This is a genomic window from Allobosea sp. Root670 (genome assembly GCF_001429415.1).
In the GTDB taxonomy this organism is placed as follows: domain Bacteria; phylum Pseudomonadota; class Alphaproteobacteria; order Rhizobiales; family Beijerinckiaceae; genus Allobosea; species Allobosea robiniae.
This window is the reverse complement of sequence record NZ_LMJU01000021.1, coordinates 38843-65173: the sequence shown is the minus strand read 5'-3', so window position 1 is coordinate 65173 and position 26331 is coordinate 38843. Positions and strand designations below refer to the sequence as shown.

The window sequence follows — 26331 nt, the reverse complement described above, 5'->3', positions numbered from 1 at the left end:
GCGGCTAGTACACGCCAAAAACTCCCGCAATTACAGTTGTTGACCTGATTTCAAACGCATCAGGTCTTGAAGGAGATTTCTGGCGCGCAGCTCTCATGCAACCTAACGGATATCCTTCGTCGTCAAGCGCGGCCAGCTGCCGTCAGCGCGGGCGATATAGGTCCTGGTCCGCCCCAGCCAGGTCTTCCGTACGCTCAGGTCGTAGTTGAGGTAGAGCCGTCCATCGACGATCGACCAGGCTTCCGGCTCGATCTTCACGAGATACCCCCGCGAAGTCCCATAGGCGCAGAAGCCGCCATAGGCCGGCAGGTAGCGCTGTGGATCGGCCTCGAATAGTGCCTTGTGCTCGGCGCTGACGAAACGCCAGGTCGCACCGCCATAACGGGCCGCGAATTCCGGCTTGCCGAGCCGCGGACCTCCGTCGCGAAAATAGGCGACGGGATCGTAGCCGCGGATCGCGACGCCATCCGGCGAGCCGAGCGTGTTGACCGGGCGTCGAGCCTCGGCGCGGACCTCGCCGCCGGCAGCGAGCGTCGCCGCGGCGAGACCGATGAAGGCGCGTCTGTCGAGCATGGCGTCACCTCTCGCGCGCTTCCAGAGCCTCGAAGACATAGGCCGCGAGATAGCCGTAGAGCGCGTGGCCGATGAGGCTCATGAAGGAGAGGCGCGGCACGTCGTTCAGCAGGAAATGCTGCCCGGCCAACGGCGCAAAGAAGGCGAGCGCGATGAAGTAGGTGATCACGCCCCAGATCCAGCCATCGGCCGGCATACCGAAGCTCTTCACCCGGCGCGTCAGGATCCAGTAGCCGAGGGGATAGAACAGGAAGCCGGTGACGAAGTGCAGCAGCTTGGCCGTCGGCGTCGAGATCGTCAGGCCGAGCTGATGATAGAAGAGCGACTTCACCAGCTCCGGCGGTTCCAGCGGAAATTCGGCGAACCAGGCGGTCGGCACGGCCGAGAACAGTTCCCAGAAGCCGAGGCCGGCAAAACCGCCGAGAGCCAGGTTGATGACGGTGCGGGTCGAGGGCAGCGCGAAGCTGCGGGTCATGGTCGCGGTGGTCATGGCAGGGTCCTTTCCGGTGTCAGTGGGCGATGGCAAGCGGGGTGGAAGCGATGGCGAGGCCTGCGAGCCGCCCGGCTCTGCTGCCGTGCAACTGCGCCAAGCGGCGGGCGGCGAAGAGATTGGAGCCGCCGCGGCGCCTGAGGCGCTCAGTGAGGATTTCGGCGGCACGCTCGTGCTCGTCGGCGCGGATCAGGCTCTCGGCATAGGCCTGCTCGAACAGGTCACGCTGGGCATGGCTGCCGCCGATCGCGATCAAGCCGTTGCGGGCTGAGCCGAGCAGACGGGCGGCCTCGTCATAATCGCCCTCATGGAAGGCGATCAGCCCGAAGGCAGCCAGCCCGCCATGACGGGCAGCATCGCGCCGCTCGCTGCTGGGATGCGCTTCCGCATCCTCGATCAGGCTGCGGGCGATGCTCTCGGCCCCGTTGGCCTGGCCGGCGCCGAGCAGGGACAGCGCATAGTGCAGATCGGCAAAGACGAGGCGGCCGTCATGGATGCGCCCCTCGGCCTTGGCGGCCAATTCTTCCCAGCGATCGCCGATATCGACGCCGGCATAGTCGAGCCGGGCGAGCAGCGAGGCGCCGTTGGCGATGTCGCGGTAATCGTCGGTCGGCTCGGCCCGGATCTCATCGTCATAGAGCCGCAGCACCTCGGCGGTCTCGCCGCGTTCCAGACGGAACAGCGCGAGATGCCAGAAGATGTGGAAGCGCAGGTTGTTGGCGTGGGCAACCTCGCGCCCGTCGCCGAGCCAGACGATGCCCTCGTCGGTGCGCCCCGTCATCTCCAGCACATGGGCGACAGCGTGGCGACCCCAGGCGTCGCGCGGGCTCAAGGCGACGGCACGGCGACCGATACGCTCGGCCTGCGCATAGAAGCCGCGCTCCTCCAGCGCGAAGGCATGGCAGCCATGGACGAAGCCGGCGAGCGGATGGCTCTCGCCGAAGCCTGGCGCGAAACGGTTGAGCGTCGCGAGCATCTCGCCCTGGTCGCCGAGCATGAAGCGCAGCCCATGCGAGAGCTTGAGCGCCAGAACGTCGAAGGGATGGGCGAGGAGGATCGCTTCCAGCCGTTCGGCCGCCCGGCGCGGCTGATCGTCGAGCCAGAACGCCAGGGCCTCGACGATCATCGTTTCGCGCCGCGTCACCGGCCGCAACAGCGCCGCCGCGCGCGCTCTGGCCAGGCACTCGCGGGCCGGGGCGACGAGCTCGGCACGGGCCAGCGAGAGCAGCATCAGCCCTTTGGCGGCATGGGCCAGCGCGAAATCCGGGTCGGCGGCGAGCGCCCGGGCGAGATGCTCGGGCGTCGCGGCGGCATGGGCCATCAGCGCTTCGAGCATGTCGTTCCAGGCGAGGCGCGCGGCGTCGTTGAAGACGGTGATGCGATCGCCGGAGAGGTCGTGATGAACGGCATAAGACATGGGCTGCTCCATTGCCGCGCCGGTGAAGGGCGCTCGTCAGGGAGTTCGCAGCGGCGCGATCAAGCGGCGTTCAACTCGCTTCACGGACCCGTGTTGTCAGCGGGACCTGCGCGGCCGGTTCGCTCCGCGGCCCGGCGAGTGGCCTGCGCCCCGGGCCGGCCCATGGCGCACTCTTGAACCAGCCGACCGCGAGCGCAGTGGCGAGGATCAGCGCGAAGCCAGTGAGATTGAGCGCCGCCACGACAGGCTCGCTGCGCCCGGCCATATCAGCGATCGTGCCCAGCAGCCGCGCCAGCACGACGCTTGCCAGGAAACACGCGAGCGATTGCCGCCCGATCAGGATGAGCAGATGGCCTGCGCCGCGATCGAGCCGGTCCCGCCAGGGCTCGATCAGGCTCAGCACGAGATAAGCCAGCGCCAGGAAATGCAGCACGCGCAGGATATGCAGGTCGCTCTTCTCGCTGGCCGGGATGACGAGATCGCGAGCCGCTTGCGCCAACGGCCAGTGTTCCAGGATGCCCCAGAAGGACAGCGGCACCGAGAGCAGGAGGAAGAGCGCGGCCGCCAGCATCAATCGCCGGTCACCAAACGGGGGCATCGGCAGCCATTTCATCGCGATGAAGAAGCCGATGAAGAAGATGAACTGCCAGGCGAACGGATTGAGGAACCAGCCGGCGCCGTTCCACGGATTGCCGGAGAGATTGAAGCCGGTCGCCCAAACCGCGGCATAGAGGGTTGCCGCGATCAGGAACGGCAGGGCGGCATGGAGCCGACGCCCGAGCATCATCACGGGCACGAGCGCCAGGATGACGAGATACATCGGCAGGATGTCGAGATAGTCCGGCTGCCAGGAGAGCGTGGCAAGGCCGAGCAGAGCGTTCTCGGGATCGGCGAGCAGCGGCTGGAACTGTTGCGCGACCACGGCGAGACCGAGGAACCGGTCCAGCGCGGCGGCGAGCGCGATCAGCGCCAGCACGAGGCCGATCTGCGCCCAGTAGACCTGCCAGATCCTGTAGGCGATGCGCGCCGTACCCAGCCACCACCCGCGACGCGTGAAGACGCTGCCGAAGGCGAGCGCGCTGGCGATGCCGGAGCAGAAGACGAAGAGCTCGGCGCCGGAGGAAAAGCCGAAGCGCGCGGGAATCCAGCCGTTCCAGCTGTTCTCCGGCAGATGCGCGACGAAGATGATCAGCATGGTCAAGCCGCGAAAGAGGTCGAGTCGCTCGTCGCGAGGCCGCTTCGCGGGAGCGGTGGAGGCTGCGGCCATCAGAACGCTCCCTCGTAGCTGGAAGCGTCGATGCGGCAGGCGAGCACAGTGAAGCGGTCGCGGCGGAGGGCCGCCTCCGCCTCGCGCGCCAGCGTTTCGCGGTCGTCGATCGTGGCGCCGTGCCCGCCCATTGCGCGGGCGATGGCGGCGAAATCTGTCTCGCCGATATCGACGCCGGCGCGGACCAGGCCGAGCTGGCGCTGCTTCAGAGCGATCAGCCCGAGCGCCCGATCGACGAGCGCGACGACGATCACCGGCAGGCCGAGATCGCGCAGCGTCGCCAGCTCGCCCAGCACCATTTCGAGCCCGGCATCCCCGACGAAGCACAATATCGGCCGGCCGGAGCCCAGCGCCGCGCCTATCGCCAGCGGCAGGGCGCAGCCCATGGTGCAGAATCCGCTCGATTGCAGCAGGCGGCGCGGGCCGTCGCAGCCCCACATCTGGCTGAGCAGGATGCGGTGCGCCCCCGAGTCGGCGGTCGCGATGATGCCGGCCGGCGCAGCCCGGCGCAGCGTCTCGAAGACCGCATGCGGCCCCCATCCGTCGGGAGCGGCGAAGGCGGCGCGGAAGGCCCTACGGATCGCGGCAGGCTCGCCGTCCGGCCAGCTTGCCTTCGCCACCCGCTCTTCCGAGAGCCTCGTCAGCGTCATGCCGACATCGCCTTCGAGCAACAGGCTGGAATGATGCATGCCGTGCTGGATCGCCTCCGCAACGATATCGATAACGGGCGTGCCGGCCGGCCAGGGGTTTCGCCAGCCCTGGCGCATCTCGATCGGGTCATAGCCGGCGAGCACGATCAGGTCGGCGGCCTCGATCAGCGGGCGGACGATTGCGTCGGCCCTTGGCGAAAGGCCGACGGCTCCGATCACGCGCGGGTCATCCTCCGGCACCAGCCCCTTGGCCTTGTAAGTGGTGAGCAGCGGCGCGCCGGTGCGGGTCAGGAACTCGTCGAGCGCAGCCGCTGCGCCGTCCTGGCCGACAAGATCGAGTCCCGCGATCACCAGAGAACGCTGCGCGGTGGCGATCAGCGCTTGCGCAGGCCGAAGATCGGCCGGGACGGAAGGCGCCACGGAGAGCACGGCTGGCGCCGTACGCCTGGTGGTACGGGCTTCCGCGACCGAGATCGGCAGGTCGATATGGACCGGTCCCGGCCGCCCGCGCCGGGCCGTGGCGACGGCCTTGGCCACGACAAGGTCCTCGGTGCCCGGCGCGATACGGAAGCTCGCCTTCACCAGCGGGCGCAGCACGGCCTGATGATCGAAGACCTGATGCGTGTAGCTCTCGGCCAGAGCCTGGTCGACGCAGCCGGTCACGACGATCAGGGGCACGCGGTCCTGCTGGGCATTGGCGACGACATTGACCGCATTGGCGACGCCAGGACCCAGCGTCGCGACCAGCACGGGCAGCGCGCCGGTCGCATGCCAAAGCCCTTCCGCCATGAAGCCGGCCGCGTTCTCGTGCCGCGCGAGCTGAAAGCGGATTCCAGCGCGTTCAAGCGCATCGACCAGCGCCAGCACTTCGCCGCCGGGGATGCCGAAGGCATGGGTCGCGCCGGCCGCCGCCAACTGGGCCGCCAGGAGATTGGCGCCGGTCACGAATTCTTCCGGATCGGCTCCAGTCGGTTCCACGGCCGCTATCCGTTCGTGACGCATCGTCTCTCTCCGCCTTGCCGCAAAAGCGGCTCTGCGGGAGAGATCGCGCGGGAGCCCGGTTTGGTTACACGATCACGGAGACGTGAGACCGGCAGCCGAGGCAGGCGGCCGCATCGTCAGGCGCCAGGCGCGTTCGACCCAGGCAGCGTCTGCGACATGGCCACCGCCATGCAGGCAGAGCTCCAGCCGCGCCGGGCCGCCACAACCGGTCGCCACGCGGCAGGTCAAGCCTTCCGGCTTGAGAGCGGCGCGAGCAGCTTCCGCCCAGCCTGCGGTACAGCCGCCCGGCGCGAAGACCGAGAGGCTCTTGAAGACATCGGCCTGCCGGGAGCCCTGGCGCAGGGTGCGGCCGGCGAGCGGCACGGTCGTGTCGCTCATGCCATGGACATGGATCAGCGGCGGGCGCGGACCTGCGCAGCTTTCCAGCACCGGCTCCCAGAAAGCCCCCGCGATCGGCGCGAAGGCAGCAAAGCGCTCGGGCATCCGGCAGCCGAGATACCAGACCATCGAACCGCCCTGCGAAAAACCGCTCGCAAGGATGCGGCCGGGATCGATGGGAAAGCGCGCGGCGACATCGTCGAGCACCTGTCCGACGAAGACGAACTCATCGCGATGACGAGCAGGCGAGCCAGGATAGGACCATGAGCGCCCGGCGCCGTCTGGTGCGATCAGCGCGACGCCAAGACGTCGGGTAACAGCGACGAGGCCGGCATCGGCGATCACCTCGTCGGCCGAACCCTGATAGCCGTGGAAGTACATGATCGCGCCGACCTTCTGCCCTGCCGACGCCTGCGACGGCAGAACGATGCGGTAGCGGCCGCTCGCCACGCTGCAGCCTGCATCCGCAGGGCAGGCATCGCGAGACTGGACCGGGGCGAACGTCTGCGCCGCGGCCGACGCCATCAGGACGAAGCCGGCCAGCGCACCGACGAGCCCTAGCCTCGATGCCATTTGCGATCTCTCCGCTGCTTCGCTGAAGCCTGCCCTTGCGCGCGAGCGTAGCCGGAGCGCGCCGGCGCTTCACCCGGCCATCGCGGGCTTGTGAGCCGGCCCTGGCCATGCAACGGACTTGCGTTGCGAATCCCCCTGCGAACAAGCGCAAGACGTGTCGCTGCAAGAGCTCGAAACCCAGCTCCGACCGATCTTCCTCGCGGCCCTTGCCGGCGATGCCGCGGCCTATCGCCTGTTCCTCGACACGATCAGCTTGCGGCTGCGCGGCTATCTCCGCCAGATGCTGGCCCGTGCCGGTCGAACCGAGGCGAGCGAGGCCGAGGACGTGCTGCAGGAAACCCTGCTGGCGCTGCACCTGTCGCGCCACACCTACGACGCCGCGAGCCCGGTGACGGCCTGGGCGCATGCGATCGCGCGCTACAAGCTGGTGGATCATCTGCGCCGCTCCGGCCGCCATGTCGGAGCCCTGCCGCTTGAGGACGAAGCCCATCAGCTCGCAGGCCCTCCGGAGAGTGCCGCGGTCGACGCAAGGCTCGATCTGGCACGCGCGATGGAAGCTTTGCCGGAGCGCACACGGCGCCTGATCGATCAGGTCAAGCTCCAGGGCACCAGCGTCGCCGACGCCGCCACCGCTGCCGGGATGACGGAAACGGCGGCCAAGGTCGCGATCCATCGCGGCCTTCAGGCCATGGCACAATTCCTCTCGAAACGGAGGAAACAACCATGACGATGTGCATCAGGCATCGACGCGCCGTAACCTTTCGCCGGCTCCGCGCGAACTCCCCTTGAACCGGACCATCTTCGAAGATCGGACATGCAGACCGACGATTTGATCTCCCTGATGAGCGTGGACAGCCGGCCGGTCGATACCGGCTGGCTGCGCCGCACGACCTGGCTCTCGGCATTCGCGGCGCTCGCGGCAACGGCCGGGCTTGTCCTGCTGACGCTCGGAACCAGGCCCGACCTCGCGAGCGCCTGGACGACGCTGCCGGTCATCGCCAAGGCCGCATTCGGCGCCAGCGTCGCGGCCATTGCGCTCGTGCTGTTCCAGAGCAGCCTGCGCCCCGGCCTGAAGCCGGCGCGGCGCCTGCCGCTCGTTGCGCTCCCGCTGCTGGCTGCTGCTGGCTGGGCCCTCCTGACGCTGGCGCAGGCGCCGGCCGAGCAATGGCATGCCTTGATCTTCGGCCGCTACTGGCGAGCCTGCCTCATTGCGGTACCGCTCTACGCGCTGCTTCCGCTCGTCGTGCTTCTGCTGCTGGCTCGCCGCGGCGCTCCGGTCGACAGCGTCTTGACGGGGGCCTGCGCCGGCCTCGCCTCGGCCGGGCTCGCCACGATCGCCTACAGCCTGCACTGCCCGGACGATACCGCGCCCTTCCTGGCGACCTGGTACACGATCGCGACCGCGATCATGACCACGCTCGGCGCGCTCATCCTGCCACGTTTCCTGCGCTGGTGACGCAAATCCGCACCGTGCGTCAAAACGATGCTCTGACTTCCAGCAATTGTCGTCGCCGCTGGTACGGAGGGCCCTGCACGCGTGCGGAAGAACTGCGTCTGCTTATGGCGCGGTGCAGCCCTGTTTCCTTACAGGCCTGCCATCTGGGCAACAACCGTTCGCAGCGCTGCTTCGTGCCTCACCAAGCTCCGATCGCCAGTTTCAGCATGTCTCGACAGCGTCTTCGAGACGGCCCGGATACCAGCGCCGGGCTTTTTTTTTTGAGCCCGCCGACCCCTGGAAATGGCAGTTCAGGCGGACGGGGTTGCGGCCGGCGGGGAACCTGCTCCCCGCGCCGGCGGCGGCTGCCTGGCGGGCGACTGGGACTGGCCATTCTTGCCACCCTTCAGCATCTCCCAGCTGTTGCGCTGGCTGACGCTGCGCTTGAGATAGGCGATCGTCTGGGCGGCTTCGGCCGGGCTCTGGTCGCGCCGCGCCCAGGTCTCCGCCTCCCCGAAGCGGCCCTGCAGGCCGAGGACCAGGACGAGGTTCTGACGGACGCGGGCATCGGCGCGCTCGGAGGCCGCGGCCTCGGCCAGGACGCGCTCGGCCTCCGGCAGGTTGCGCGAGAGGGCGAGCGACAGCCCGTAATTCGACATGATCGTCGGCTCGTTGGGAGCAAGCTTCAGCGCGGACTGGTAGATCTGCTGGGCGCGGGTGTGGTCGCCCAGCTGGTCCGCGACCGTGCCTTGCGCCGACAGGATGCGCCAGTCGGGGCGCTCGGGCGAATGCGCCCGCGAGAGAACGTCGTCCGCCTCCCGCAGGCGCCCGTTATCGGCGAGCGAACGGCCATAGGCGCCCAGCAGCTCGCGATCGTTCTGGTGGATCAGGACGGCGCCCTGAAGCACGGCCAGGGCCTGTGCGTTCTGGTCGAGGCTACGCAGCGCGCGCGCATAGTAGAAGGCGGCGTCCCGGTCCTTCGGATTGGCGTCGTAGCGCTTCGCCCAGGTTTCGCGGTCAGCCTGCCAGTCCGACGCCGTGCGCGGCTGGCTCGCCTGGCTGCGGCCGATCGAGCCGGTGATGTCGCCCGGGCCGCCGCGCCCCTGGCAGCCCGCCAGGACGAGCGCCGCAAGGCAGACCGCGAGGCCGAGGCCGGCCCGCGAGCCGCGATGGGCCACGGGAGCGGACAGGGGCTGCATCGAGGCTGCAAGGCGGACTGAGGAATGGGGCCGGGCTGAAGAAGACATGGGCCGGATCGCCTCCCGAACACGGGTCGTCTGGATGGGTTTGTCTGGTCGGTCCGGTGATAAAGCGTTAACCCTAATGCATTCTTAATCGCCGCCCCGATGCTCCCGCTCGAAATCGAACACCGCTCGTGCACAGCCTCCTGACCTCGACCGCCGCAGGCATTCCCGTTCACGCCGTCTCGACCGGCACATGGCCCGCCCGTCTGGACCAGTTGTCGCCGGCCAACCGCAGCTTTGCCCTCGCCCAGGGTTTCGCCGGCCGTGCCGGCCAGCATTGCCTGCTGCCGGATCCGCAAGGGGCCATCGCGACCGTCCTGCTCGGCGTCGACACCACCGGGCGCCGACCCGATCCGTTCGCGCCGGGCCGCCTCGCCGCATTGCTGCCGGCCGGCGACTACACGCTGTCCGGCGCTATCGACGATCCGGCACTGGCGACGCTGGGCTGGCTGCTGCAGGGCTACCGCTTCGATCGCTACCGCAAGCCGAACCCGGCCCGCGCCCGGCTGGTCGTACCCGACGGCGTCGACGGCGAGGAAATCAGCCTGATCGCCGAATCCGCGATGCTGGCGCGCGACCTCGTCAACACGCCGGCCAACGAACTCGGGCCGGGCGAAATCGAAGCGGCGATCCGCGGACTCGCGGCCGAATGCGGCGCGACGGTCGCCAGCATCGTCGGCGACGACCTGATCGCCCGCAATTTCCCGATGATCCACGCCGTCGGCCGCGCCTCGACACGCGCGCCGCGGCTCGTCGACCTGGTCTGGGGCGGCCCTGCCCATCCGAAGGTCACGCTCGTCGGCAAGGGGGTCGCCTTCGACACGGGCGGGCTCAACCTCAAGCCCGACGCCTCGATGCTGCTGATGAAGAAGGACATGGGCGGCGCGGCCGCGGCGATCGCGGCGGCGCGGATGATCATGCTGGCGAAGCTGCCCGTGCGGCTGCGGCTGCTGGTGCCGGCCGTCGAGAATTCCGTGTCCGGCAATGCCTTCCGGCCTGGCGACGTGCTGGCGAGCCGCAAGGGCCTCTCGGTCGAGATCGGCAACACCGATGCCGAAGGCCGGCTGATCCTGGCCGATGCGCTGGCGCTGGCCGACGAGGAGGCACCCGAGCTGCTCGTCGATTTCGCGACGCTGACCGGCGCCGCACGGACCGCGCTCGGCCCGGACCTGCCGCCGTTCTACACGCATGACGAGAGCCTCGCCGCCGAGATCGCGCGGCTCGGCATGGCCGTGAACGACCCGGTCTGGCGGCTGCCGCTCTGGCCACCCTATGACGGCCTGCTCGATTCCAAGATGGCCGACGTCAACCATATCTCCACTGGCGGCATGGCCGGCTCGGTCACGGCGGCCCTGTTCCTCAACCGCTTCGTCGAGAAAACGCAATCCTACGCGCATTTCGACATCTATGCCTGGAATCCCTCGGCCAAGCCGGGGCGGCCGGAGGGCGGCGAATGCCAGGGCGCGCGGCTGATCCATGCGCTGGTGAAACAGCGTTTTTGATCCCGCATCGGCTGGTCCGAAAACCGGTCTCCACTTTTCGGGCCGATGCTTCATCCGCGCGGTTAAGGCTGATCGGCAAAGGCGATTGCGCGGCAGCCCCGCCGGGATAATGATACGGGTCCGTAACGATCTGGACCCGTTCATGCCCCTCGAGATCAGGCCTTCGCAGGCGCTCAAGCTGTGGCGGCAGGTGCATCTCGATCTGGTGCGGGATCATGATGCCGATCTCTCGGCCCGCCAGACCGCGATCCTGCTCACCGTCTATCTCGAATTGCCGCCGCATACGGTGCGAGGTCTCGCCCAGCAGCTCGGCGTGACCAAGCCGGTGATCACCCGCGCCCTCGATACGCTCGGCAAGCTCGGCCTGCTGACACGCAAACGCGACGAGGCGGACCGCCGCAATGTCGTGATCCAGCGCACCGTCGCCGGGGCGCTCGCCGTCGAGCGCCTGGCCGATCTGGTGACCGAGCATGCCAAGGAGATCGGCGGAAGCTGAGGCCTCTCCCCGACCGCCTCCCGCCACGCTAGATTGCCGCCATGACCGCGATTCTCGACCGCCGCATCCATGCCTTCCGCCCCGATCTCGCAGCGCGTGCGCTGACGGGCCAGGTCGAGGCCGCCCGCTTCGCCTACCCGCAACCGATGCGCATCGTCGCGGCCTCCGCCCCGGTGCGGCGCGAGCCACGCCCGGACGCCGCCCTCGACACCGAGGCGCTGGCCGGCGAACTGGTTGAGGTCTATGAGCGCGAGGAGGGCTGGGCCTGGGCGCAGCTCGCCCATGACGGCTATGTCGGCTACATCCCCGACGATGCCTTGCGCCCGGACCAGCCCGCGCCGACGCATCGCGTCGCGGGTTTGCGAACCTTCGTCTACCCCGGCCCCTCGATCAAACTGCCGCCGCTCACCACGCTCTCGCTCGGCGCCAATGTCGCCGTGGTCGAGAACAAGGGCGATTTCGCGGTTCTGGCCGATGGCGGCCATGTCTTCGCCGCCCATCTCGCGCCGCTCGACCAGCCCGAGCCGGATTTCGTCGAGGTCGCCGAGCGCTTCGTCGGCGTACCCTATCTCTGGGGCGGCAAGACCAGCCTCGGGCTCGACTGCTCGGGGCTGACGCAGCTCAGCCTCGCGGTGGCCGGGATTTCCGCGCCACGCGATTCCGACATGATGGAAGCGACGCTCGGCCGCCCGGTCGAACTGCGCGAGGATCTATCGGGGCTCCAGCGTGGAGACCTGATCTTCTGGAAGGGCCATGTCGGCATCCTGACCGCCCCCGACACGCTGCTCCACGCCAGCGGACATGTGATGAGCGTCTATCGCGAGCCCCTGCGCGAAGCGCGCGACCGCATCCGCGCCAAGAGCTTCGGCGAGATCACGGCGATCAAGCGGCTGGGCTAGCTCAGCCCAAACCCTTCAGGCGATAGAGCGCTTCCAGCGCCTCGCGCGGGGTCATCTCGTCCGGGTCGATCCCGGCAAGCGCCTCGCGCAACCCGTCCGGCTCGCCTCCGGGAACCACCGGCGTCTGCCGACGCTGTGGCACGGCGAAAAGCGGGAGATCGTCGACCAGCGAGGCGACCGGCTTCTCGCGCTCGGTCTTCTCGAGCTCGCCGAGGATGGCGCGCGCACGCTCGACCACGGCCGGCGGGAGGCCAGCGAGCTTGGCGACCTGGATGCCGTAGGAGCGATCGGCCGCGCCCGGCACGACCTCGTGCAGGAAGACGACCTCGCCCTTCCATTCGGTGACGCGCACGGTCGCGTTGGCGACGCGGTCGAGCCGGTCTCCGAGCGCCGTCAGCTCGTGATAGTGGGTCGCGAACAGGCTGCGGCAGCGGTTGATCTCGTGGAGATGCTCGATCGCGGCCCAGGCGATCGAGAGACCGTCGAAGGTCGCGGTGCCGCGTCCAATCTCGTCGAGAATGACCAGCGCGCGCGGGCCGGCCTGATTCAGGATGGCCGCCGTCTCGACCATCTCGACCATGAAGGTCGATCGCCCACGCGCGAGATCGTCGGCCGCGCCGACGCGCGAGAACAGCCGGTCGACGATGCCGATATGCGCCGAGGTCGCCGGCACGAAGGAGCCCATCTGGGCAAGCACGGCGATCAGGGCGTTCTGGCGCAGGAAGGTCGATTTACCGGCCATGTTCGGACCGGTGATCAGGCAGATGCGCCCGCCCTTGGCCTCAGTGGCCGGTGGCGACAATTCGGTGTCGTTGGCGACGAAGGGTTTCCCGTCCCGCTTCAGCGCGGCCTCGACCACGGGATGGCGGCCACGCTCGATGGTGAAGGCGACGCCGTCATCGACCTGCGGGCGGCTCCAGCCCTCGCGGATTGCCAGATCGGCCAGGGCCGCGGCGACATCGAGCTCGGCCAGAGCCAGCGCTGCCGCCTTGATCGGCTCGGCCTGGGCCAGAACGGCCTCGCAGAGCGCGGCGAAAATCGCGAGTTCGAGCTTCAGCGCCCGGTCGGCGGCGGAGGCGATCTTGGCTTCGAGCTCGCCGAGCTCGACCGAGGAGAAGCGCATCGCGTCGGACATAGTCTGGCGATGCACGAAGGTCGCGCGCCAGGGATCGCGCAGGAACTCCTCGCCGGCTGCCTGCGGCACCTCGACGAAATAGCCGAGCATGGCGTTGTGCTTGATGCGCAAAGTCCGGCAGTTGGTCTCTGTCGCGTAGCGTGCCTGCAACTGGGCGATGACCTTGCGCGAGTCGATCTGGAGCAGGCGCAATTCGTCGAGCGCCGCGTCAAACCCCTCGCGCACGAAACGGCCGTCGCGGCGGTTGAGCGGCAATTCGTCGGCCAGCGTCGCATTGAGGCGCACCGGCAGATCGGGATCGCTCTCGCCCAACGCTCGCATGGCGCGGGCCAGCTCGACCGGAAGCTCGCCTCGCCGGACGAGCAGCGCCGCGATCGCGCGGGCCGCATCGAGCCCGGCACCGAGCGCCGCAAGATCGCGCGGGCCGCCACGGTCGAGCGAGAGCCGCGCCAGCGCGCGGGCGACATCCGGCACCTTCTCCAGGGCGGAACGCAGATCCTCACGCAAGCCGGCATCCGCGACGAGCAGCTCGACGGCATCATGGCGCGCCGCGATGGCAATCGGATCGGTCAAGGGGCCGGCGAGGCGCTCGGCCAGCAGGCGGGCGCCGCCCGGCGTTACCGTGCGGTCGATGGTAGCGAGCAGGCTGCCCTGGCGCTCGCCGCCCAGCGTGCGAGTCAGTTCGAGGTTGGCGCGCGTCGCCGCGTCGATCAGCATCGTCGCCGAACCGGAATCGCGCACCGGGGCCGAGAGCGGCGGGCGGGCGCCGAGCTGGGTGCGCTCGACATAGGCCAGCGCCGCACCGGCCGCGGCGATCTCGGCCCGCGTGAAGGCACCGAAGGCATCGAGCGTGGCGACGCCGAAGAATTCCTTCAGGCGCCGCTCGGCCGAGGCCGCGTCGAGTCCGTCACGGGCGAGCGGCGTCACCGGGACCGCGATCTCGCGCCAGAATTCCTTGAGTTCGGGATCGTCATGGATCGCGTCCGGGCAGACGATCTCGCGCGGCTCCAGGCGCGAGAATTCTATGGCGAGCCGCTCCTGCGGCGTCTCCATCACGGTGAAACGGCCGGTCGAGATGTCGATCGCCGCGAGCCCGTAGAGGGAGGCCGATTCTCCGGTCCTGCGGCGCGCGACGGCGACCAGCAGGCTGGCGCGGCCGGGTTCGAGCAGGCGCTCCTCGGTGATGGTGCCCGGCGTGACGAGGCGCACCACGTCGCGCTTCACCACCGACTTGTTGCCGCGCTTCCGGGCCTCGGCCGGATCTTCGGTCTGCTCGCAGACGGCGACGCGATGGCCGGCGGCGATCAGGCGCTGGAGATAGTCGTCGGCACGCTCGACCGGCACCCCGCACATCGGGATGTCGTCGCCCTGATGCTTGCCGCGCTTGGTCAGGACGATGCCGAGGGTGCGCGAGGCGATCTCCGCGTCGGTGAAGAACAATTCGTAGAAATCGCCCATCCGATAGAAGAGCAGGCAGTCCGGGTTGGCGGCCTTGATCTCGACGTACTGCGCCATCATCGGCGTGACGCGGTCCGCGGCCGCAGCCGGGGGCGCGGGACGGGCGGGTTCGGAAGAGGAATTCTGGCGCATTGCGCGGCACGCTAGCAAAATGCCCGGGCAAGACCATCCGTTAGGACGGCTTTCAACAATTGAAAGCAATATTCGGGCGCCGAATCGGGCCAGGGCCTCCACATTGCTGCTGATCAATCTCGCCGAGAGCCTGTTCTTCCTGCTGCTGGCGGGACTGCTGCTGACCGTCGCGACGCCTCGGCTCAGCGACCGCTCCTGGCTGCGTCAGGTCATTGTCGGCGTGCTGTTCGCGGCCGGCGCCCTCGTCAGCATGGGCAACCCCTTCGAGATCATGCCCGGCCTCGTCGTCGATTCGCGCAACAGCTTCGCGATCCTCGCCGGCCCGGTCGGCGGACCGATCGCCTCCGTCCTGACGGCTGCGCCGCTCGTCGTGATGCGTTATCTCAGCGGCGGCGTCGGCATGGTGACGGGCATCACCGGCATCCTCGCCCGCGCCGCGATCGGCATCGCCTATGCCCTGTGGCTGGCGCGCCGCCGGCGGCCGCTCGGCATCGGTGATCTCGCCGCGCTGAGCACCATCGACGCCCTCATCCTGATCGCCTCGGTGGGCTTCATCCCTGGCGCGGCCGGCGAGCGCTTCCTGCGCGAAGCCGTGCCGGTGATGATCCTGGTCGGAACGATCGGCATCTTCCTGACCGGCATCATCGTCATCAACGACAGCGAAAGACGGGAAACGGCCTATCGGCTGCGCACGCTGATCGATCGCGCGCCGGGCACGCTCTACCAGCGCATCGTGCGACCGGACGGCACGCTGACCTACCAGTTCGCCTCCTTCGCCATCGACAGGCTGCTCGGCATCACCAGGGAAGAGGTCGAACGGGACCCGGAGATCTGGCTTGGAAAACTCCTGCCGGAGGATCGCGCCCGCTTCGAGCAGCAGCGGCGCGACCAGCAGGACACCGAGACGCTCTGGCGCTTCGAGGGACGCTATCACGCGCCCGACGGCGGCATCGTCTGGCTGCGCAGTGAATCGACCAAGCGGCGCCTGCGTGACGGAACGCTGGTCTGGGACGGCATCCTGCTCGACGTCACAGCCGAGAAGACGCTGGAAACCCGCCGCGGCGAGATCGAGACGCTGCGCAAGACGACCCTCGACGCGCTGGCCGGTGATCTGGAGCGAACCGTCGGCAAGGCGCTCCGCGATGTCGGCGCCTCGCTGCGCGGCATGCACGATGCCGCCGGCCAGATGGTCGAAAACGCCAACAAGACGACCCAGCGCGCCGAAAGCGTGACGCAGGAGGCCGGCAGCGCCTCGCGCCGGATCGGCAGCGTCGCGATTGCGGCCGAAGAGATCGAGGCCTCGATCCGCGAACTCACCCAGCAGACCAGCCATGCCGACGACACCGTGCGCGCCGCTGCATCCTACGTCCGCAGCACGCGCAGCGACGTCGCCGGGCTGACGGAAGCCGCCGACAAGGTTCGCGCCGTGCTCGACTTCATCGAGGAGATCGCGGCCCGCACCAATCTGCTCGCCCTCAACGCGACGATCGAGGCGGCCCGCGCCGGGGCTGCCGGACGCGGCTTCGCGGTGGTGGCCGGCGAGGTCAAGACGCTCGCCGAGCAGACGCAGAAGGCGACCCGCGACATCGCCGCGACGCTGGCCGATATCCGCGGCGCCGCCGCGGCCGCCTTCGAGGCCGTCGCCCATATCGAGGGCACGATGACGACGATCGAGCAGACCTCGGGCGCGATCGCCGCCGTCGTCAGCCGCCAGGCCGGCATCGCCTCGACGATCGCCGCCGATGCGCAGGCCGTCGCACTGAGCGCCGACACCGTCACCACCAATGTCGGGGCAGTCGGCGCGGAAGCACGCGTCACCGGCGATGCCGCGATCCATGTCGCGGAGGCCGCCCGCAAGGTCGACGAGCAGGCCGAGGCGCTCGATCGCTATGTCGCGGATTTCGTGCGCAGCGTGCGCACCGCCTCGCGGACCTGACCCGCCCGGGATACCCTTCGCCACGACAAGAGTTCTGTGAAGCACTCGCCGCTTGTGATCTCGGGCGCCGCCGCCTTATGGTCGGTACCCCTCGAGGAAACGCACAAGAAAAGACGCTTCGATGAACGACCGTCCGACGACCAAGAGAGCCCGCCCGACCTTTACCGACCAGGAAGCCCTGCTGTTCCATTCGCAGGGACGGCCCGGCAAACTGGAAATCGTGCCGACCAAGCCGATGGCGACGCAGCGCGACCTCTCGCTGGCCTATTCGCCCGGCGTCGCCGTACCGGTACTGGCGATCGCGGAGGACCCGTCGCGCGCCTATGACTATACGACGCGCTCGAACCTCGTCGCCGTGATCACCAACGGCACCGCGATCCTCGGCCTCGGCAATCTCGGCGCGCTCGCCTCGAAGCCGGTGATGGAGGGCAAGTCGGTCCTGTTCAAACGCTTCGCCGATGTCGACTCGATCGATCTCGAGGTCGATACCGAGGATCCGGACAAGTTCATCGACGCCGTGCGCTATCTCGGCCCGTCCTTCGGCGGCATCAATCTCGAGGATATCAAGGCGCCGGAATGCTTCATCATCGAGCAGCGCCTGCGCGAATTGATGGACATTCCCGTCTTCCATGACGACCAGCACGGCACCGCGATCATCGCCGCCGCCGGCCTGATCAACGCGCTGGACATCACCGGGCGCGACATCAAGACGACCAGGCTCGTCATCAACGGCGCGGGCGCCGCGGCGATCGCCTGCATCGAACTGCTCAAGGCGATGGGCTTCAAGCCCGACAACGTCATTCTCTGCGACACCAAGGGCGTGATCTATCAGGGCCGCACCGAGGGCATGAACCAGTGGAAGTCGGCTCATGCTGCGGTCACCGACCGGCGCACACTCGCGCAGGCGCTGGACGGGGCCGACGCCTTCTTCGGCCTGTCGCAGAAGGGCGCGGTGACGCCGGAGATGGTCGCCGCGATGGCGCCGAACCCGATCATCTTCGCCATGGCCAATCCCGATCCGGAGATCACGCCGGAGGAGGTCCATGCCATCCGCGACGACGCGATCATGGCGACCGGCCGCTCGGACTATCCGAACCAGGTCAACAACGTGCTGGGCTTCCCCTTCATCTTCCGCGGCGCGCTCGACGTGCGCGCGACCACGATCAACATGGAGATGAAGATCGCCGCGGCCGAGTCGCTGGCGATGCTCGCCCGTGAGGACGTACCCGACGAGGTCGCCGCCGCCTATCAGGGTTCGCGCCCGCGCTACGGCAAGGACTACATCATCCCGGTGCCGTTCGACCCACGCCTGATCCATGTCGTGCCGATGGCCGTCGCCAAGGCCGCGATGGACTCAGGCGTCGCCGGCAAGCCGATCGTCGACGTCGCCGCCTACAAGGCGCAGCTCTCGGCCCGGCGCGACCCGATCGCCGGCACGCTCAACCGCATCTTCGAGCGCGTGCGGCGCTATCCCAAGCGCGTCGTCTTCGCCGAGGGCGAGGAGGAGCAGGTCATCCGCGCCGCCGCCTCCTTCGTGGCGCAGGGGCTCGGCCATGCCATCCTGGTCGGCCGCGAGGACCGCATCACCGAAGCCGCGACCTTCCTCGGCGTCGACCTCGAAGCCAAGGGGATCTCGATCCAGAATGCCCGGCTCTCGCATCGAAACAGCGCCTATGCGCAATATCTCTACGAGCGGCTGCAGCGGCAGGGCTACCTGTTCCGCGACTGCCAGCGCCTGATCAACCAGGACCGCAACCATTTCGCCGCGGCGATGGTGGCGCTCGGCGATGCCGATGCGATGGTGACCGGCGTCACCCGCAACTACTCGATCGCGCTGGAAGAGGTCCGCCGCGTCATCGACGAGAAGCCGGGCCACCGGGTGATCGGCATCTCGGTCGTGATCTCGCGGGACCGCACCGTCCTCGTGGCGGATACCGCGATCACCGAAATGCCGACCGCGCGGCAATTGTCGGAAATCGCGATCGAGGCGGCCGGCGTCGCCCGCAGGCTCGGCTACGAGCCCAAGGTCGCGATGCTCGCCTTCTCGACCTTCGGGCATCCGGCCGGCGAGCGTTCCGAGAAGGTGCGCGAGGCCGTGGCGCTGCTCGACGGCCAGCGCGTCGATTTCGAGTATGACGGCGAGATGGCGGCCGATGTCGCGCTCAATCGCGAGGTGATGAGCCAGTACCCGTTCTGCCGCCTCTCGGGGCCGGCGAACGTGCTGGTGATGCCGGCCTTCCACTCGGCTTCGATCTCAACCAAGCTGCTGCAGGAGCTTGGCGGCGCAACCGTGATCGGCCCGCTGATCGTCGGCCTCGACAAGCCGATCCAGATCGTGCCGCTCGGCGCCAAGGATTCCGACATCGTCAACATGGCCGCGCTCGCCGCCTTCAATATCGGCGGCTGATTGCCCGATAACGCCTGAGCCGGGCAGATCGTTCGGCTCAGGATGCCTTCTTCCTGCGCGTCTCGGCTGCCTTTTTCGCTGAAGCGGAACGCGCCGCTTTCGGCCGCGCGGCGGAAGCCTCGCCACCCAGCTTGCCACCCCGCTTTGCGGCTTCATCGGTGTCCGGCTGCCCCCGACCTGAGCCGGACTTGTTGCCGCCGCCGCTGTCCTTGTTGACGGTCGCCCAGGCGCGGCGCTCGGCCTCTTCGTGCGAAACGCCACGTTCCTCGTAGCTTTCCTCGATATGCTCAGCCTTGCGCTTCTGCTTGTCGGTGTAGGCGGACTTGTCTCCCTGAGGCATGGCAAAACTCCCCTGTGAATTCGAACTGGAAACGCAAGGCTCCGCATCGCTGTTCCCACCCCCGCGATCGCACGCTCCTGGCCATGGTCAGGCGGTGAGCGCATCGCGCCAGTCGCCTCCTTCATCGGCGTCATTCGTCGCAGCGGCTTGTGCATTGCCGCCGAGGCGTTATCTGTCGGGCGGAGCTTGAACCCGAGCCCCGCCCGCCACCGCGCCGCCGCGATCCCGCAGCGCCGCGCAACCCCGAGAGCGCATGTCGTTCGGCCCGCATGAGCCAGGAATGCCCCTGCGCAAGCGCAGCCGCTGGTGGTGGCTCGGCCCGCTGGCGAGCTTCGTCATCTTCGGCGCCTCGCTGGTCGTGCTCTGGCATATCATCAGCGGGATGGAGCCGGGCCAGCTTGCCGGCGCCTTCGCCAATGCCAGCCTGCGCCAGCTCGGCCTCGCCGTCGCCTTCACCGCGCTGAGCTATCTGCTGCTGACCGGCTACGACAAGCTGGCACTGCGCCGGCTCGGCCTCTCGATTCCCTATCGCACGACCGCGCTCGCCTCCTTCACCAGCTACTCCGTCTCGTTCACGCTCGGCTTCCCGATCGTGACCGGCGGCACGGTGCGCTACTGGATCTATTCGCCGAAGGGGGTGCGCGCCTCCGAGGTGGCGAGCCTGACGGTGATCGCCGGCATCACCTTCTGGCTCGGGCTCGGCGCCATCCTTTGCGCCAGCCTCATCTATTCAGCCGATGCGGTGGCGATGCTGGCGCGGACCTCGCCGCTGGTCGTCCAGATCGTCGGCGGGCTCGTGGGCCTGGGCATCCTCGGCTATCTCGCCTGGATCGCCACGGACGAGCGAACGATCCGGGTGCGCGGCTGGAACCTGCACCTGCCCGGCCTCGGCACCACGCTCGGCCAGATGGCGCTCGGCGCCTGCGAGGTCTGCGCGGCCGCCGCCGTGCTGTTCGTGCTGCTGCCCGGCGGCTACGGCCTGGAATATCCGACCTTCCTCGCCGCCTATATCTTCGCCTGCCTGATCGGCATCGCCAGCCATGCGCCGGGCGGGCTCGGCGTGTTCGAGGCGACGATGCTCGTCGCGCTCAACCGCTTCCCCTACGAGCATGTGCTGGGCGCGCTGCTGATCTTCCGGGTGGTCTACTACATCCTGCCGTTCATCCTGGCGCTGGTGCTGCTGGCGCTGAACGAGATGATCCGCCGCATCCGTCGCCACGAGCCGTAGGGTCTGCGCCTACTTCATCGCGACGATGATCAGCAGGAAGGCCAGCATCAGCAGGAGCAGCCGGAAGCTCCCGTTGATTTTGCCCAGCTGCTCGGCAGCGGTTTCCGGCCAGTCATCCTCGGTCTCATGGACGGGAGCCGCCACGGGATCGGGGGTCGGCGCGGTCTCGATGGCGACCGGAAGCTCGCGAGGCCGCCACTCGATCGTCTCGATGAAGCCGTGCGCGGGCTGGGTCGAGCGCCCATCGGCGTCGAGGCCGAGATACCAGTCGAGCGGTTCGCCATGCGTGCGCCCGCGATCCTCCTCGCGCATCCAGAGGCTCGTCGTAGCGCTCAGCGAGATGTCCTGCGCCAGGCCGGCGAGCATATCCGCCTCGAGCGCTGCAAACACGGCGGGCGCCAGAAAGGCCTCGGCGAAGGGCTGCGAGGCGCCACCTTCGTCGCGGCAGCCGAGCATCAGGAGGAGGCGCGGCTGCTCGCCAGCCTGCGACAGCGGGCGCAAGGTCAGGGCGATCGTGCCGGCCTCGCCTTCGCGCCCGGCGCGGCGCAAGCCGCCATCGACAACCGTCGCCTCGGCGAGGAAGCGCCGGCTTTCCTCCAGACGGCCGTCGCGGCTTTCGAAGCCGCCGACGAAACGCAGGCCCGAAGCCGACAGCCGGAAGCGCCGCGCCGCATCCTGGACATAGCGGGTCGACAGACCCTCGATCGCCATCCGCCCGTCGCTGACGGAAACGCTGCGCGCCACGCCTGATTCGTTCATGTTTCCGTCCTGTTTCGCCGCGACGATAACAGCTCAGGCTGCCCGCGTCAGGCGACGGGCTCCTGACAGCGTCACGCCGATGCCGCAGGATAAGGGCATCCTCGAACCATCATGGAGGCAAAAGACGATGGCCGACGAACTCGTCCTTTACACCAACCCGATGTCACGCGGACGCATCGCCCGCTGGATGATGGAGGAGGTCGGCCAGCCCTACCGGGCCGAGATCGTCGGCTTCGGCACGCCGATGAAGAGCGCGGACTACAAGGCGCTGAACCCGATGGGCAAGGTGCCGACGCTGGTCCATGGCGATACGGTCATCACGGAATGCGCTGCGATCTGCGCCTATATGGCCGATGCCTTCCCGCAGGCCGGGCTCGCGCCCGCGCCGAACAGCCGGTCGCGCGGCCCCTATTATCGCTGGATGTTCTTCGCCGCCGGCCCGGTCGAGGCCGCCGTCGCCAGCAAGGCCTTCGGCCTGGAAGTGCCGCCCGACCGGGCGCGGGCCATCGGCTACGGCACCTATGCCGATACGATGGACACGCTCGAATACGCGGTGACCCGCGGCGAGTACCTGACCGGCGACCGTTTCAGCGCCGCCGACGTCTATGTCGGCTCGCAGGTCCTGTGGGGGCTGCAATTCGGCACGATCGAGAAGCGGCCGGCCTTCGAGGCCTATGGCGCCCGCATCTCCGCGCGGCCGGCGGCCCGGCGCGCCGCCGAGATCGACGATGCGCTGATGGCCGAGATGCAGAAGCAAGGGTGAACGCGCCCGGTGCATGGCGCATGGCCGATTGGACCGGTTGCCCGGCGGACCCGGCGGGGCTAATGCTGCGGGCAGAATTTCGCCCGCCGCTGCCGCTTGACCGCAGCCGCCGGGTCTAGCAGCAAGCTTCGCGATCGCCATGAACGACATGTCCGCCCTTGCCCGGCCGCGCCACGGCATGGGCTTCTACCCCTTCGTCGGCCTGACCGCCGCCTTGATGGCGACGAACGCGCTCGCCATCGATTCGATGCTGCCGGCCCTGCCGCAGATGGCCGAGGCGCTCGGCATCGTCGAGGCCAACCAGCGGCAATGGATCATCACTGCCTATCTGCTCGGCTTCGGCGTCTCGCAGATCTTCTACGGCACGATCTCGGATCGGTTCGGCCGGCGCCCGGTGCTGCTCACGGGCCTTTCGATCTACGTGGTCGCCAGCATCGCCGCTGCCTTCGCCGGTTCGTTCGAGGCGATGATGGCAGCGCGCGTGGTGCAGGGCATCGGCGCCGCCGCGACCCGCGTGCTCGTCGTCTCGATCGTGCGCGACTGCTATTCCGGCCGCGAGATGGCGCGCGTCATGTCGCTCGCCATGATCGTCTTCCTGGCCGTGCCGATCCTGGCGCCCTCGATCGGCCAGGCGATCCTCTGGGTCGCGCCCTGGCGCTGGATTTTTGGCGTGCTGACCAGCTTCGGCGCTGTCGTGATGATCTGGGTCCTGCTGAAACTGCCCGAGACCCAGCATCCCGAGGACCGCAAGCCGATCGAGCCGGCGAGCGTGCTCGCCTCCTTCCGGACGACCCTGACCAGCCGCATCGGCGTCGGCTACATGCTGGCCATGGCCTTCGTGCTCGGCGGCCTCTTCGGCTTCATCAACTCGGCACAGCAGGTCTTCGTCGACGTCTTCCACGCGCCGGAGCTGTTCACCACCATCTTCGCGCTGATCGCGATGTTCATGGCGGCGTCCTCGCTGCTGAATTCGCGCATCGTCGGCAAGCTCGGGATGCGCCGCGTCTCGCATGGCGCGCTGCTCGGCTATATCGCGCTGACCGGCATCCATGCGCTGGTGGCGCTGGCCGGCCATGAATCGCTCTGGAGCTTCGCGATCCTGCAGGGCGGGGCGATGTTCTGCTTCGGGCTGATCGGCCCCAATTTCGGGGCGATGGCGATGGAGCCGCTCGGCCATGTCGCCGGCACGGCCTCCTCGGTGCAGGGCTTCGTCACCACGGTGATCGGCGCGCTGCTCGGCTTCTATATCGGCCAGCATTTCAACGGCACGGTCGTGCCGCTGACGCTGGGCTTCGCGCTCTGCGGCATCGCGGCGCTCGTCGTCGTGCTGATCGTGGAGCGAGGCCGGCTGTTCCATCCGGCGCCGGGCCGGGTCTGAGAAAGCCCTTAGGCCATTGTCATCGCATCGGGTTTTTCCGAAAAGTGGGATCCACTTCTCGACCCGATGCTTTCACCTGCGCACCGCCGCCTGCGGCGACGGGAATGCCTGGAATCCGCTTCGGTCCGACCTGGACCGAGAGCGGTCCGCCCTAGGCTCGGGAAAGACGCCGCCACCGCCTTCCCGCAGAACGCATAGACGCGCTCAGGTCGTCTGCAGGTTCACGGCCGAGTTCTTGCCGGTCTTGCGATCCGGCTCGAGATCGTAGCTGACCTTCTGCCCTTCGTTCAGACCGCGCAGACCAGCGCGCGTCACTGCGCTGACATGGACGAAGACATCATTGCCGCCGCCATCCGGGGTGATGAAGCCGTAACCCTTGGTCTCGTTGAACCATTTCACGGTTCCCGTACTCACATGCCGTTCCTTCCATAGGCTCGCCGGTTCCCCCGGCGGGGTAATGTAAGGAGCAAATCGTCCCACTTGCAACGACGCGCCGCACAACCCGTGCCGCGCTTGCGAAAAGCGTGCCGCAATGCCTCCCGTGCAGGCCCGCCGCCGACGCAAGCCGCTTGCGGTCCGGGCGCCGCTCGCCCATGAACGGCGCAAGCTTGTGATCAAGGGAGCAGCAGGATGAGCAATTTTGTGATCGACCCGCCGGCCGTGACGGCCGTCCCGGTCGCGGGCGGCGGCTCCTTCCCCGTGCGCCGCATCTTTTGCGTCGGCCGCAACTACGCCGAACATGCCCGCGAGATGGGCCATGATCCCGATCGCGAGGACCCGTTCTTCTTCACCAAGCCGGCCGACGCGCTGCTGATCAACGGCGCCGACATGCCCTATCCGAGCAAGACGAAGGACCTCCACCACGAGATGGAGCTCGTCGTCGCGATCGGCACCGGCGGCAAGGACATCCCCGAATCCGAGGCGCTGGCCCATGTCTACGGCTATGCCGCCGGGCTCGACATGACCCGCCGCGACCTGCAGAACGTCGCCAAGAAGGCTGGGCGCCCCTGGGACATGGCCAAGGGCTTCGACCTCTCCGGCCCGATCGGCGAGATCGTACCGGCGAGCCATGCCGGCCATCCCAGCGCCGGCAAGATCGAGCTCACCGTCAACGGCGTCGTGCGCCAGACCTCCGACCTCGCCAAGCAGATCTGGAACGTCGAGGAGACGATCGCCTATCTCTCCGGGCTCGTCGAACTGAAGCCGGGCGACCTGATCTTCACGGGCACACCGGAAGGCGTCGCCGCGGTGAACAAGGGCGACGTACTCGAAGGCGAGATCGTCGGCGTCGGCACCGTCCGCACCCGCATCGCCTGACCTAACGACACGACAAGGACCGCATCATGCGCCTCACCCCCGACGCTTCCGGCGTCTTCCCGATCGCGCCGACCCCGTTCAACCCGGACGGCAGCATCGACTGGGCCTCGGCCGACCGACTGTTCCAGTTCTATCACGACATCGGCTCGGACGGCGTCACCGTGCTCGGCATCATGGGCGAGGCGCCCAAGCTCGAGCCCGAGGAATCGGTCGAGCTGGTCAAGCGCTGCGTCGCCCGGATGGGCGGCAAGCCGATCATCGTCGGCGTCTCGGCGCCCGGCTTCGCCGCGATGCGCTCGCTCGCCCGGCAGGTGATGGATCTCGGCGCCGGCGGCGTGATGATCGCCCCGCCGCCGTCCCTGCGCACCGACGACCAGATCACCGGCTATTACGCGCAGGCCGTCGAGGCGATCGGCAGCGACATCCCCTTCGTCATCCAGGACTATCCGCTGACGCTCTCGGTGGTGATGACGCCGGCGGTGATCCGCAAGATCGTCATGGACAACCCGTCCTGCGTGATGTTGAAGCACGAGGACTGGCCGGGGCTGGAGAAGATCTCGACGCTGCGCAAATTCCAGAAGGAAGGCTCGCTGCGCCCGATTTCGATCGTGACCGGCAATGGCGGGCTCTTCCTCGATTTCGAGATGGAGCGCGGCGCCGACGGCGCGAACACCGGCTACGCCTTCCCGGAACTCTTGATCGACGTCGTGCGCCTGCAGAAGGCCGGCCAACGCGACGAGGCCCATGACATCTTCGACGCGCATTTGCCGCTGATGCGCTACGAGCAGCAGCAGGGTGTCGGCCTTGCCGTGCGCAAATACACGATGATGAAGCGCGGCATCCTCAGCCATGACGCCCAGCGCAAGCCAGGCGCGGCGCTCAGCGCCGCGGCCAAGGCCGAGGTGGACTACCTGCTGTCGCGCATCGCCAAGCACGACCCGCGCGCGAAGATCTGATCGATCAGAACGTCATTCTCGGGCGCCGCATAGCGGTGACCCGAGAATCTCCGGCAAGAGATGCTCGGGTCAAGCCCGAGCATGACGCTTGAATATCCGGGCTCAATGCCCCTTGTGCTCGCCCTCGCCGCCCTTTGCCGCAATCGAGTCGACCTTGAACTCGACATCGACGGTCCCGGCCTTCTCGAAGGTCAGCGTGCCCTTCATCATCTCGCCCTGCTTGAGCTGCTGCTTCAGGTCCATGAACATGATGTGGTAGCCGCCGGGCTTGAACTCGATCTTGGCGCCGGCCGGAACATCGACGCCATTATCCAGTGGCCGCATCGTCATGATGCCGTCCTTGACTGCCATCTCATGGACTTCCGCGCGCGCCGCGAAGGGAACGGACACCGAGACCAGCCGGTCCGCGACCGTGCCCGTGTTCTCGATCGAGAGATAGCCGCCGCCGACCTTGGCGCCAGCCGGCGTGGCGCGCGACCAGGGATGGCCGATCTTGAGCGGACCCGCCTTGAATTCATGGGCGGTGGCGAAGCCGGCCGAGAGCAGGAGAGCCGCGGCGGCGAGTGAATAGGAAAGCTTCATGATGGATATCCTGG

Annotated in this window: 24 protein-coding genes; 12 read left to right on the top strand and 12 right to left on the bottom strand. The window is 68.2% G+C overall.

The genetic code is table 11. The features are described from left to right. Nucleotides 1-102: 102 nt before the first annotated feature. From ASE61_RS25240 to ASE61_RS25215, 6 genes are all read right to left on the bottom strand, one after another. Nucleotides 103-573: a YHS domain-containing (seleno)protein gene (locus tag ASE61_RS25240; RefSeq protein WP_061971694.1), complete on the bottom strand. Its 471-nt coding sequence runs from the start codon at nucleotides 571-573 to the stop codon at nucleotides 103-105. Between the two features lie 4 nt (nucleotides 574-577). Beyond that, nucleotides 578-1063: a DUF6789 family protein gene (locus tag ASE61_RS25235; protein ID WP_061971692.1), complete on the bottom strand. Its 486-nt coding sequence runs from the start codon at nucleotides 1061-1063 to the stop codon at nucleotides 578-580. 19 nt (nucleotides 1064-1082) lie between these two features. Next, nucleotides 1083-2480 (bottom strand): tetratricopeptide repeat protein, encoded by a 1398-nt coding sequence (locus ASE61_RS25230; protein ID WP_061971690.1) that lies wholly within the window; start codon nucleotides 2478-2480, stop codon nucleotides 1083-1085. A gap of 70 nt (nucleotides 2481-2550) precedes the next feature. Continuing rightward, nucleotides 2551-3747, bottom strand: a complete 1197-nt coding sequence (locus tag ASE61_RS25225; RefSeq protein WP_061971689.1) for an OpgC family protein — start codon at nucleotides 3745-3747, stop codon at nucleotides 2551-2553. Beyond that, complete coding sequence (locus tag ASE61_RS25220) at nucleotides 3747-5375, bottom strand: thiamine pyrophosphate-binding protein (RefSeq protein WP_244493025.1); 1629 nt, start codon at nucleotides 5373-5375, stop codon at nucleotides 3747-3749. The genes ASE61_RS25225 and ASE61_RS25220 overlap by 1 nt, the downstream gene beginning before the upstream one ends. Before the next feature lie 96 nt (nucleotides 5376-5471). Continuing rightward, the gene (locus tag ASE61_RS25215; protein ID WP_061971687.1) at nucleotides 5472-6350 is read right to left on the bottom strand and encodes an alpha/beta hydrolase family esterase; all 879 of its coding nucleotides are present in this window, start codon (nucleotides 6348-6350) and stop codon (nucleotides 5472-5474) included. A 154-nt stretch (nucleotides 6351-6504) separates the two neighbouring features. Between ASE61_RS25215 and ASE61_RS25210 the strand changes: the two genes are divergently transcribed. After that, on the top strand, nucleotides 6505-7077 hold the full coding sequence (locus ASE61_RS25210; RefSeq protein WP_061971685.1) for a sigma-70 family RNA polymerase sigma factor: 573 nt from the start codon (nucleotides 6505-6507) through the stop codon (nucleotides 7075-7077). An 87-nt stretch (nucleotides 7078-7164) separates the two neighbouring features. Continuing rightward, the gene (locus tag ASE61_RS25205) at nucleotides 7165-7806 is read left to right on the top strand and encodes an NrsF family protein (protein ID WP_061971684.1); all 642 of its coding nucleotides are present in this window, start codon (nucleotides 7165-7167) and stop codon (nucleotides 7804-7806) included. A 290-nt stretch (nucleotides 7807-8096) separates the two neighbouring features. Here the strand turns inward: ASE61_RS25205 and ASE61_RS25200 are convergent, their stop codons facing one another. Next, nucleotides 8097-8984, bottom strand: a complete 888-nt coding sequence (locus tag ASE61_RS25200) for a tetratricopeptide repeat protein (protein ID WP_061971682.1) — start codon at nucleotides 8982-8984, stop codon at nucleotides 8097-8099. A gap of 176 nt (nucleotides 8985-9160) precedes the next feature. On the opposite strand from ASE61_RS25200, the gene ASE61_RS25195 reads away from it, so the two are divergent. The 3 genes from ASE61_RS25195 (at nucleotide 9161) to ASE61_RS25185 (ending at nucleotide 11926) form a co-directional block, all read left to right on the top strand. After that, entirely contained in the window at nucleotides 9161-10531 is a 1371-nt protein-coding gene (locus tag ASE61_RS25195) for a leucyl aminopeptidase family protein (protein ID WP_061971681.1), read from the top strand. Nucleotides 10532-10673: 142 nt separating this feature from the next. After that, nucleotides 10674-11027, top strand: a complete 354-nt coding sequence (locus ASE61_RS25190; RefSeq protein ID WP_061971679.1) for a MarR family winged helix-turn-helix transcriptional regulator — start codon at nucleotides 10674-10676, stop codon at nucleotides 11025-11027. Nucleotides 11028-11068: 41 nt separating this feature from the next. Next, nucleotides 11069-11926 (top strand): NlpC/P60 family protein, encoded by an 858-nt coding sequence (locus ASE61_RS25185; protein ID WP_061971677.1) that lies wholly within the window; start codon nucleotides 11069-11071, stop codon nucleotides 11924-11926. A gap of 1 nt (nucleotide 11927) precedes the next feature. On the opposite strand, the gene mutS is transcribed toward ASE61_RS25185, so the two are convergent. Next, the gene (gene mutS, locus ASE61_RS25180) at nucleotides 11928-14651 is read right to left on the bottom strand and encodes a DNA mismatch repair protein MutS (protein WP_061971676.1); all 2724 of its coding nucleotides are present in this window, start codon (nucleotides 14649-14651) and stop codon (nucleotides 11928-11930) included. A gap of 103 nt (nucleotides 14652-14754) precedes the next feature. On the opposite strand from mutS, the gene ASE61_RS25175 reads away from it, so the two are divergent. Continuing rightward, entirely contained in the window at nucleotides 14755-16587 is a 1833-nt protein-coding gene (locus tag ASE61_RS25175) for a methyl-accepting chemotaxis protein (RefSeq protein ID WP_061971674.1), read from the top strand. Nucleotides 16588-16708: 121 nt separating this feature from the next. Beyond that, complete coding sequence (locus tag ASE61_RS25170) at nucleotides 16709-18994, top strand: NADP-dependent malic enzyme (RefSeq protein WP_061971673.1); 2286 nt, start codon at nucleotides 16709-16711, stop codon at nucleotides 18992-18994. A gap of 37 nt (nucleotides 18995-19031) precedes the next feature. On the opposite strand, the gene ASE61_RS25165 is transcribed toward ASE61_RS25170, so the two are convergent. Next, nucleotides 19032-19334, bottom strand: coding sequence for a hypothetical protein (locus ASE61_RS25165; protein ID WP_061971671.1), 303 nt, complete (start codon nucleotides 19332-19334; stop codon nucleotides 19032-19034). Between the two features lie 280 nt (nucleotides 19335-19614). Between ASE61_RS25165 and ASE61_RS25160 the strand changes: the two genes are divergently transcribed. After that, nucleotides 19615-20562 (top strand): lysylphosphatidylglycerol synthase domain-containing protein, encoded by a 948-nt coding sequence (locus ASE61_RS25160; RefSeq protein WP_061971670.1) that lies wholly within the window; start codon nucleotides 19615-19617, stop codon nucleotides 20560-20562. 9 nt (nucleotides 20563-20571) lie between these two features. Here the strand turns inward: ASE61_RS25160 and ASE61_RS25155 are convergent, their stop codons facing one another. Then, nucleotides 20572-21321 carry a hypothetical protein gene (locus ASE61_RS25155; protein WP_061971668.1) on the bottom strand — a complete coding sequence of 250 codons (750 nt, stop codon included), beginning with the start codon at nucleotides 21319-21321 and terminating at the stop codon, nucleotides 20572-20574. A 127-nt stretch (nucleotides 21322-21448) separates the two neighbouring features. On the opposite strand from ASE61_RS25155, the gene ASE61_RS25150 reads away from it, so the two are divergent. Beyond that, entirely contained in the window at nucleotides 21449-22084 is a 636-nt protein-coding gene (locus ASE61_RS25150) for a glutathione S-transferase family protein (RefSeq protein WP_061971666.1), read from the top strand. Nucleotides 22085-22223: 139 nt separating this feature from the next. Beyond that, nucleotides 22224-23462, top strand: a complete 1239-nt coding sequence (locus ASE61_RS25145) for a multidrug effflux MFS transporter (RefSeq protein ID WP_244493023.1) — start codon at nucleotides 22224-22226, stop codon at nucleotides 23460-23462. A 204-nt stretch (nucleotides 23463-23666) separates the two neighbouring features. Here the strand turns inward: ASE61_RS25145 and ASE61_RS25140 are convergent, their stop codons facing one another. Further along, entirely contained in the window at nucleotides 23667-23876 is a 210-nt protein-coding gene (locus tag ASE61_RS25140; RefSeq protein ID WP_061971665.1) for a cold-shock protein, read from the bottom strand. A gap of 216 nt (nucleotides 23877-24092) precedes the next feature. Here ASE61_RS25140 and ASE61_RS25135 point away from each other — a divergent pair, with 216 nt between their 5' ends. After that, nucleotides 24093-24779, top strand: a complete 687-nt coding sequence (locus ASE61_RS25135; RefSeq protein ID WP_061971663.1) for a fumarylacetoacetate hydrolase family protein — start codon at nucleotides 24093-24095, stop codon at nucleotides 24777-24779. 26 nt (nucleotides 24780-24805) lie between these two features. Next, a complete protein-coding gene (locus ASE61_RS25130) occupies nucleotides 24806-25735 on the top strand; it encodes a dihydrodipicolinate synthase family protein (RefSeq protein WP_061971662.1) in 930 nt (309 codons plus the stop codon). Between the two features lie 102 nt (nucleotides 25736-25837). Here the strand turns inward: ASE61_RS25130 and ASE61_RS25125 are convergent, their stop codons facing one another. Then, nucleotides 25838-26317, bottom strand: a complete 480-nt coding sequence (locus tag ASE61_RS25125; RefSeq protein WP_061971660.1) for a copper chaperone PCu(A)C — start codon at nucleotides 26315-26317, stop codon at nucleotides 25838-25840. Between the last annotated feature and the right edge of the window lie 14 nt (nucleotides 26318-26331).

What these genes read in the sequence shown, in the direction of transcription:
- ASE61_RS25225 (WP_061971689.1), bottom strand. Translation starts at nt 3,747, where the DNA reads ATGGCCGCAGCCTCCACCGCTCCCGCGAAGCGGCCTCGCGACGAGCGA.
- ASE61_RS25215 (WP_061971687.1), bottom strand. Translation starts at nt 6,350, where the DNA reads ATGGCATCGAGGCTAGGGCTCGTCGGTGCGCTGGCCGGCTTCGTCCTG.
- ASE61_RS25205 (WP_061971684.1), top strand. Translation starts at nt 7,165, where the DNA reads ATGCAGACCGACGATTTGATCTCCCTGATGAGCGTGGACAGCCGGCCG.
- ASE61_RS25170 (WP_061971673.1), top strand. Translation starts at nt 16,709, where the DNA reads ATGAACGACCGTCCGACGACCAAGAGAGCCCGCCCGACCTTTACCGAC.
- ASE61_RS25125 (WP_061971660.1), bottom strand. Translation starts at nt 26,317, where the DNA reads ATGAAGCTTTCCTATTCACTCGCCGCCGCGGCTCTCCTGCTCTCGGCC.
- ASE61_RS25165 (WP_061971671.1), bottom strand. Translation starts at nt 19,334, where the DNA reads ATGCCTCAGGGAGACAAGTCCGCCTACACCGACAAGCAGAAGCGCAAG.
- mutS (WP_061971676.1), bottom strand. Translation starts at nt 14,651, where the DNA reads ATGCGCCAGAATTCCTCTTCCGAACCCGCCCGTCCCGCGCCCCCGGCT.
- ASE61_RS25235 (WP_061971692.1), bottom strand. Translation starts at nt 1,063, where the DNA reads ATGACCACCGCGACCATGACCCGCAGCTTCGCGCTGCCCTCGACCCGC.
- ASE61_RS25150 (WP_061971666.1), top strand. Translation starts at nt 21,449, where the DNA reads ATGGCCGACGAACTCGTCCTTTACACCAACCCGATGTCACGCGGACGC.
- ASE61_RS25230 (WP_061971690.1), bottom strand. Translation starts at nt 2,480, where the DNA reads ATGTCTTATGCCGTTCATCACGACCTCTCCGGCGATCGCATCACCGTC.
- ASE61_RS25135 (WP_061971663.1), top strand. Translation starts at nt 24,093, where the DNA reads ATGAGCAATTTTGTGATCGACCCGCCGGCCGTGACGGCCGTCCCGGTC.
- ASE61_RS25200 (WP_061971682.1), bottom strand. Translation starts at nt 8,984, where the DNA reads ATGCAGCCCCTGTCCGCTCCCGTGGCCCATCGCGGCTCGCGGGCCGGC.
- ASE61_RS25130 (WP_061971662.1), top strand. Translation starts at nt 24,806, where the DNA reads ATGCGCCTCACCCCCGACGCTTCCGGCGTCTTCCCGATCGCGCCGACC.
- ASE61_RS25160 (WP_061971670.1), top strand. Translation starts at nt 19,615, where the DNA reads ATGCCCCTGCGCAAGCGCAGCCGCTGGTGGTGGCTCGGCCCGCTGGCG.
- ASE61_RS25145 (WP_244493023.1), top strand. Translation starts at nt 22,224, where the DNA reads ATGAACGACATGTCCGCCCTTGCCCGGCCGCGCCACGGCATGGGCTTC.
- ASE61_RS25240 (WP_061971694.1), bottom strand. Translation starts at nt 573, where the DNA reads ATGCTCGACAGACGCGCCTTCATCGGTCTCGCCGCGGCGACGCTCGCT.
- ASE61_RS25185 (WP_061971677.1), top strand. Translation starts at nt 11,069, where the DNA reads ATGACCGCGATTCTCGACCGCCGCATCCATGCCTTCCGCCCCGATCTC.
- ASE61_RS25155 (WP_061971668.1), bottom strand. Translation starts at nt 21,321, where the DNA reads ATGAACGAATCAGGCGTGGCGCGCAGCGTTTCCGTCAGCGACGGGCGG.
- ASE61_RS25190 (WP_061971679.1), top strand. Translation starts at nt 10,674, where the DNA reads ATGCCCCTCGAGATCAGGCCTTCGCAGGCGCTCAAGCTGTGGCGGCAG.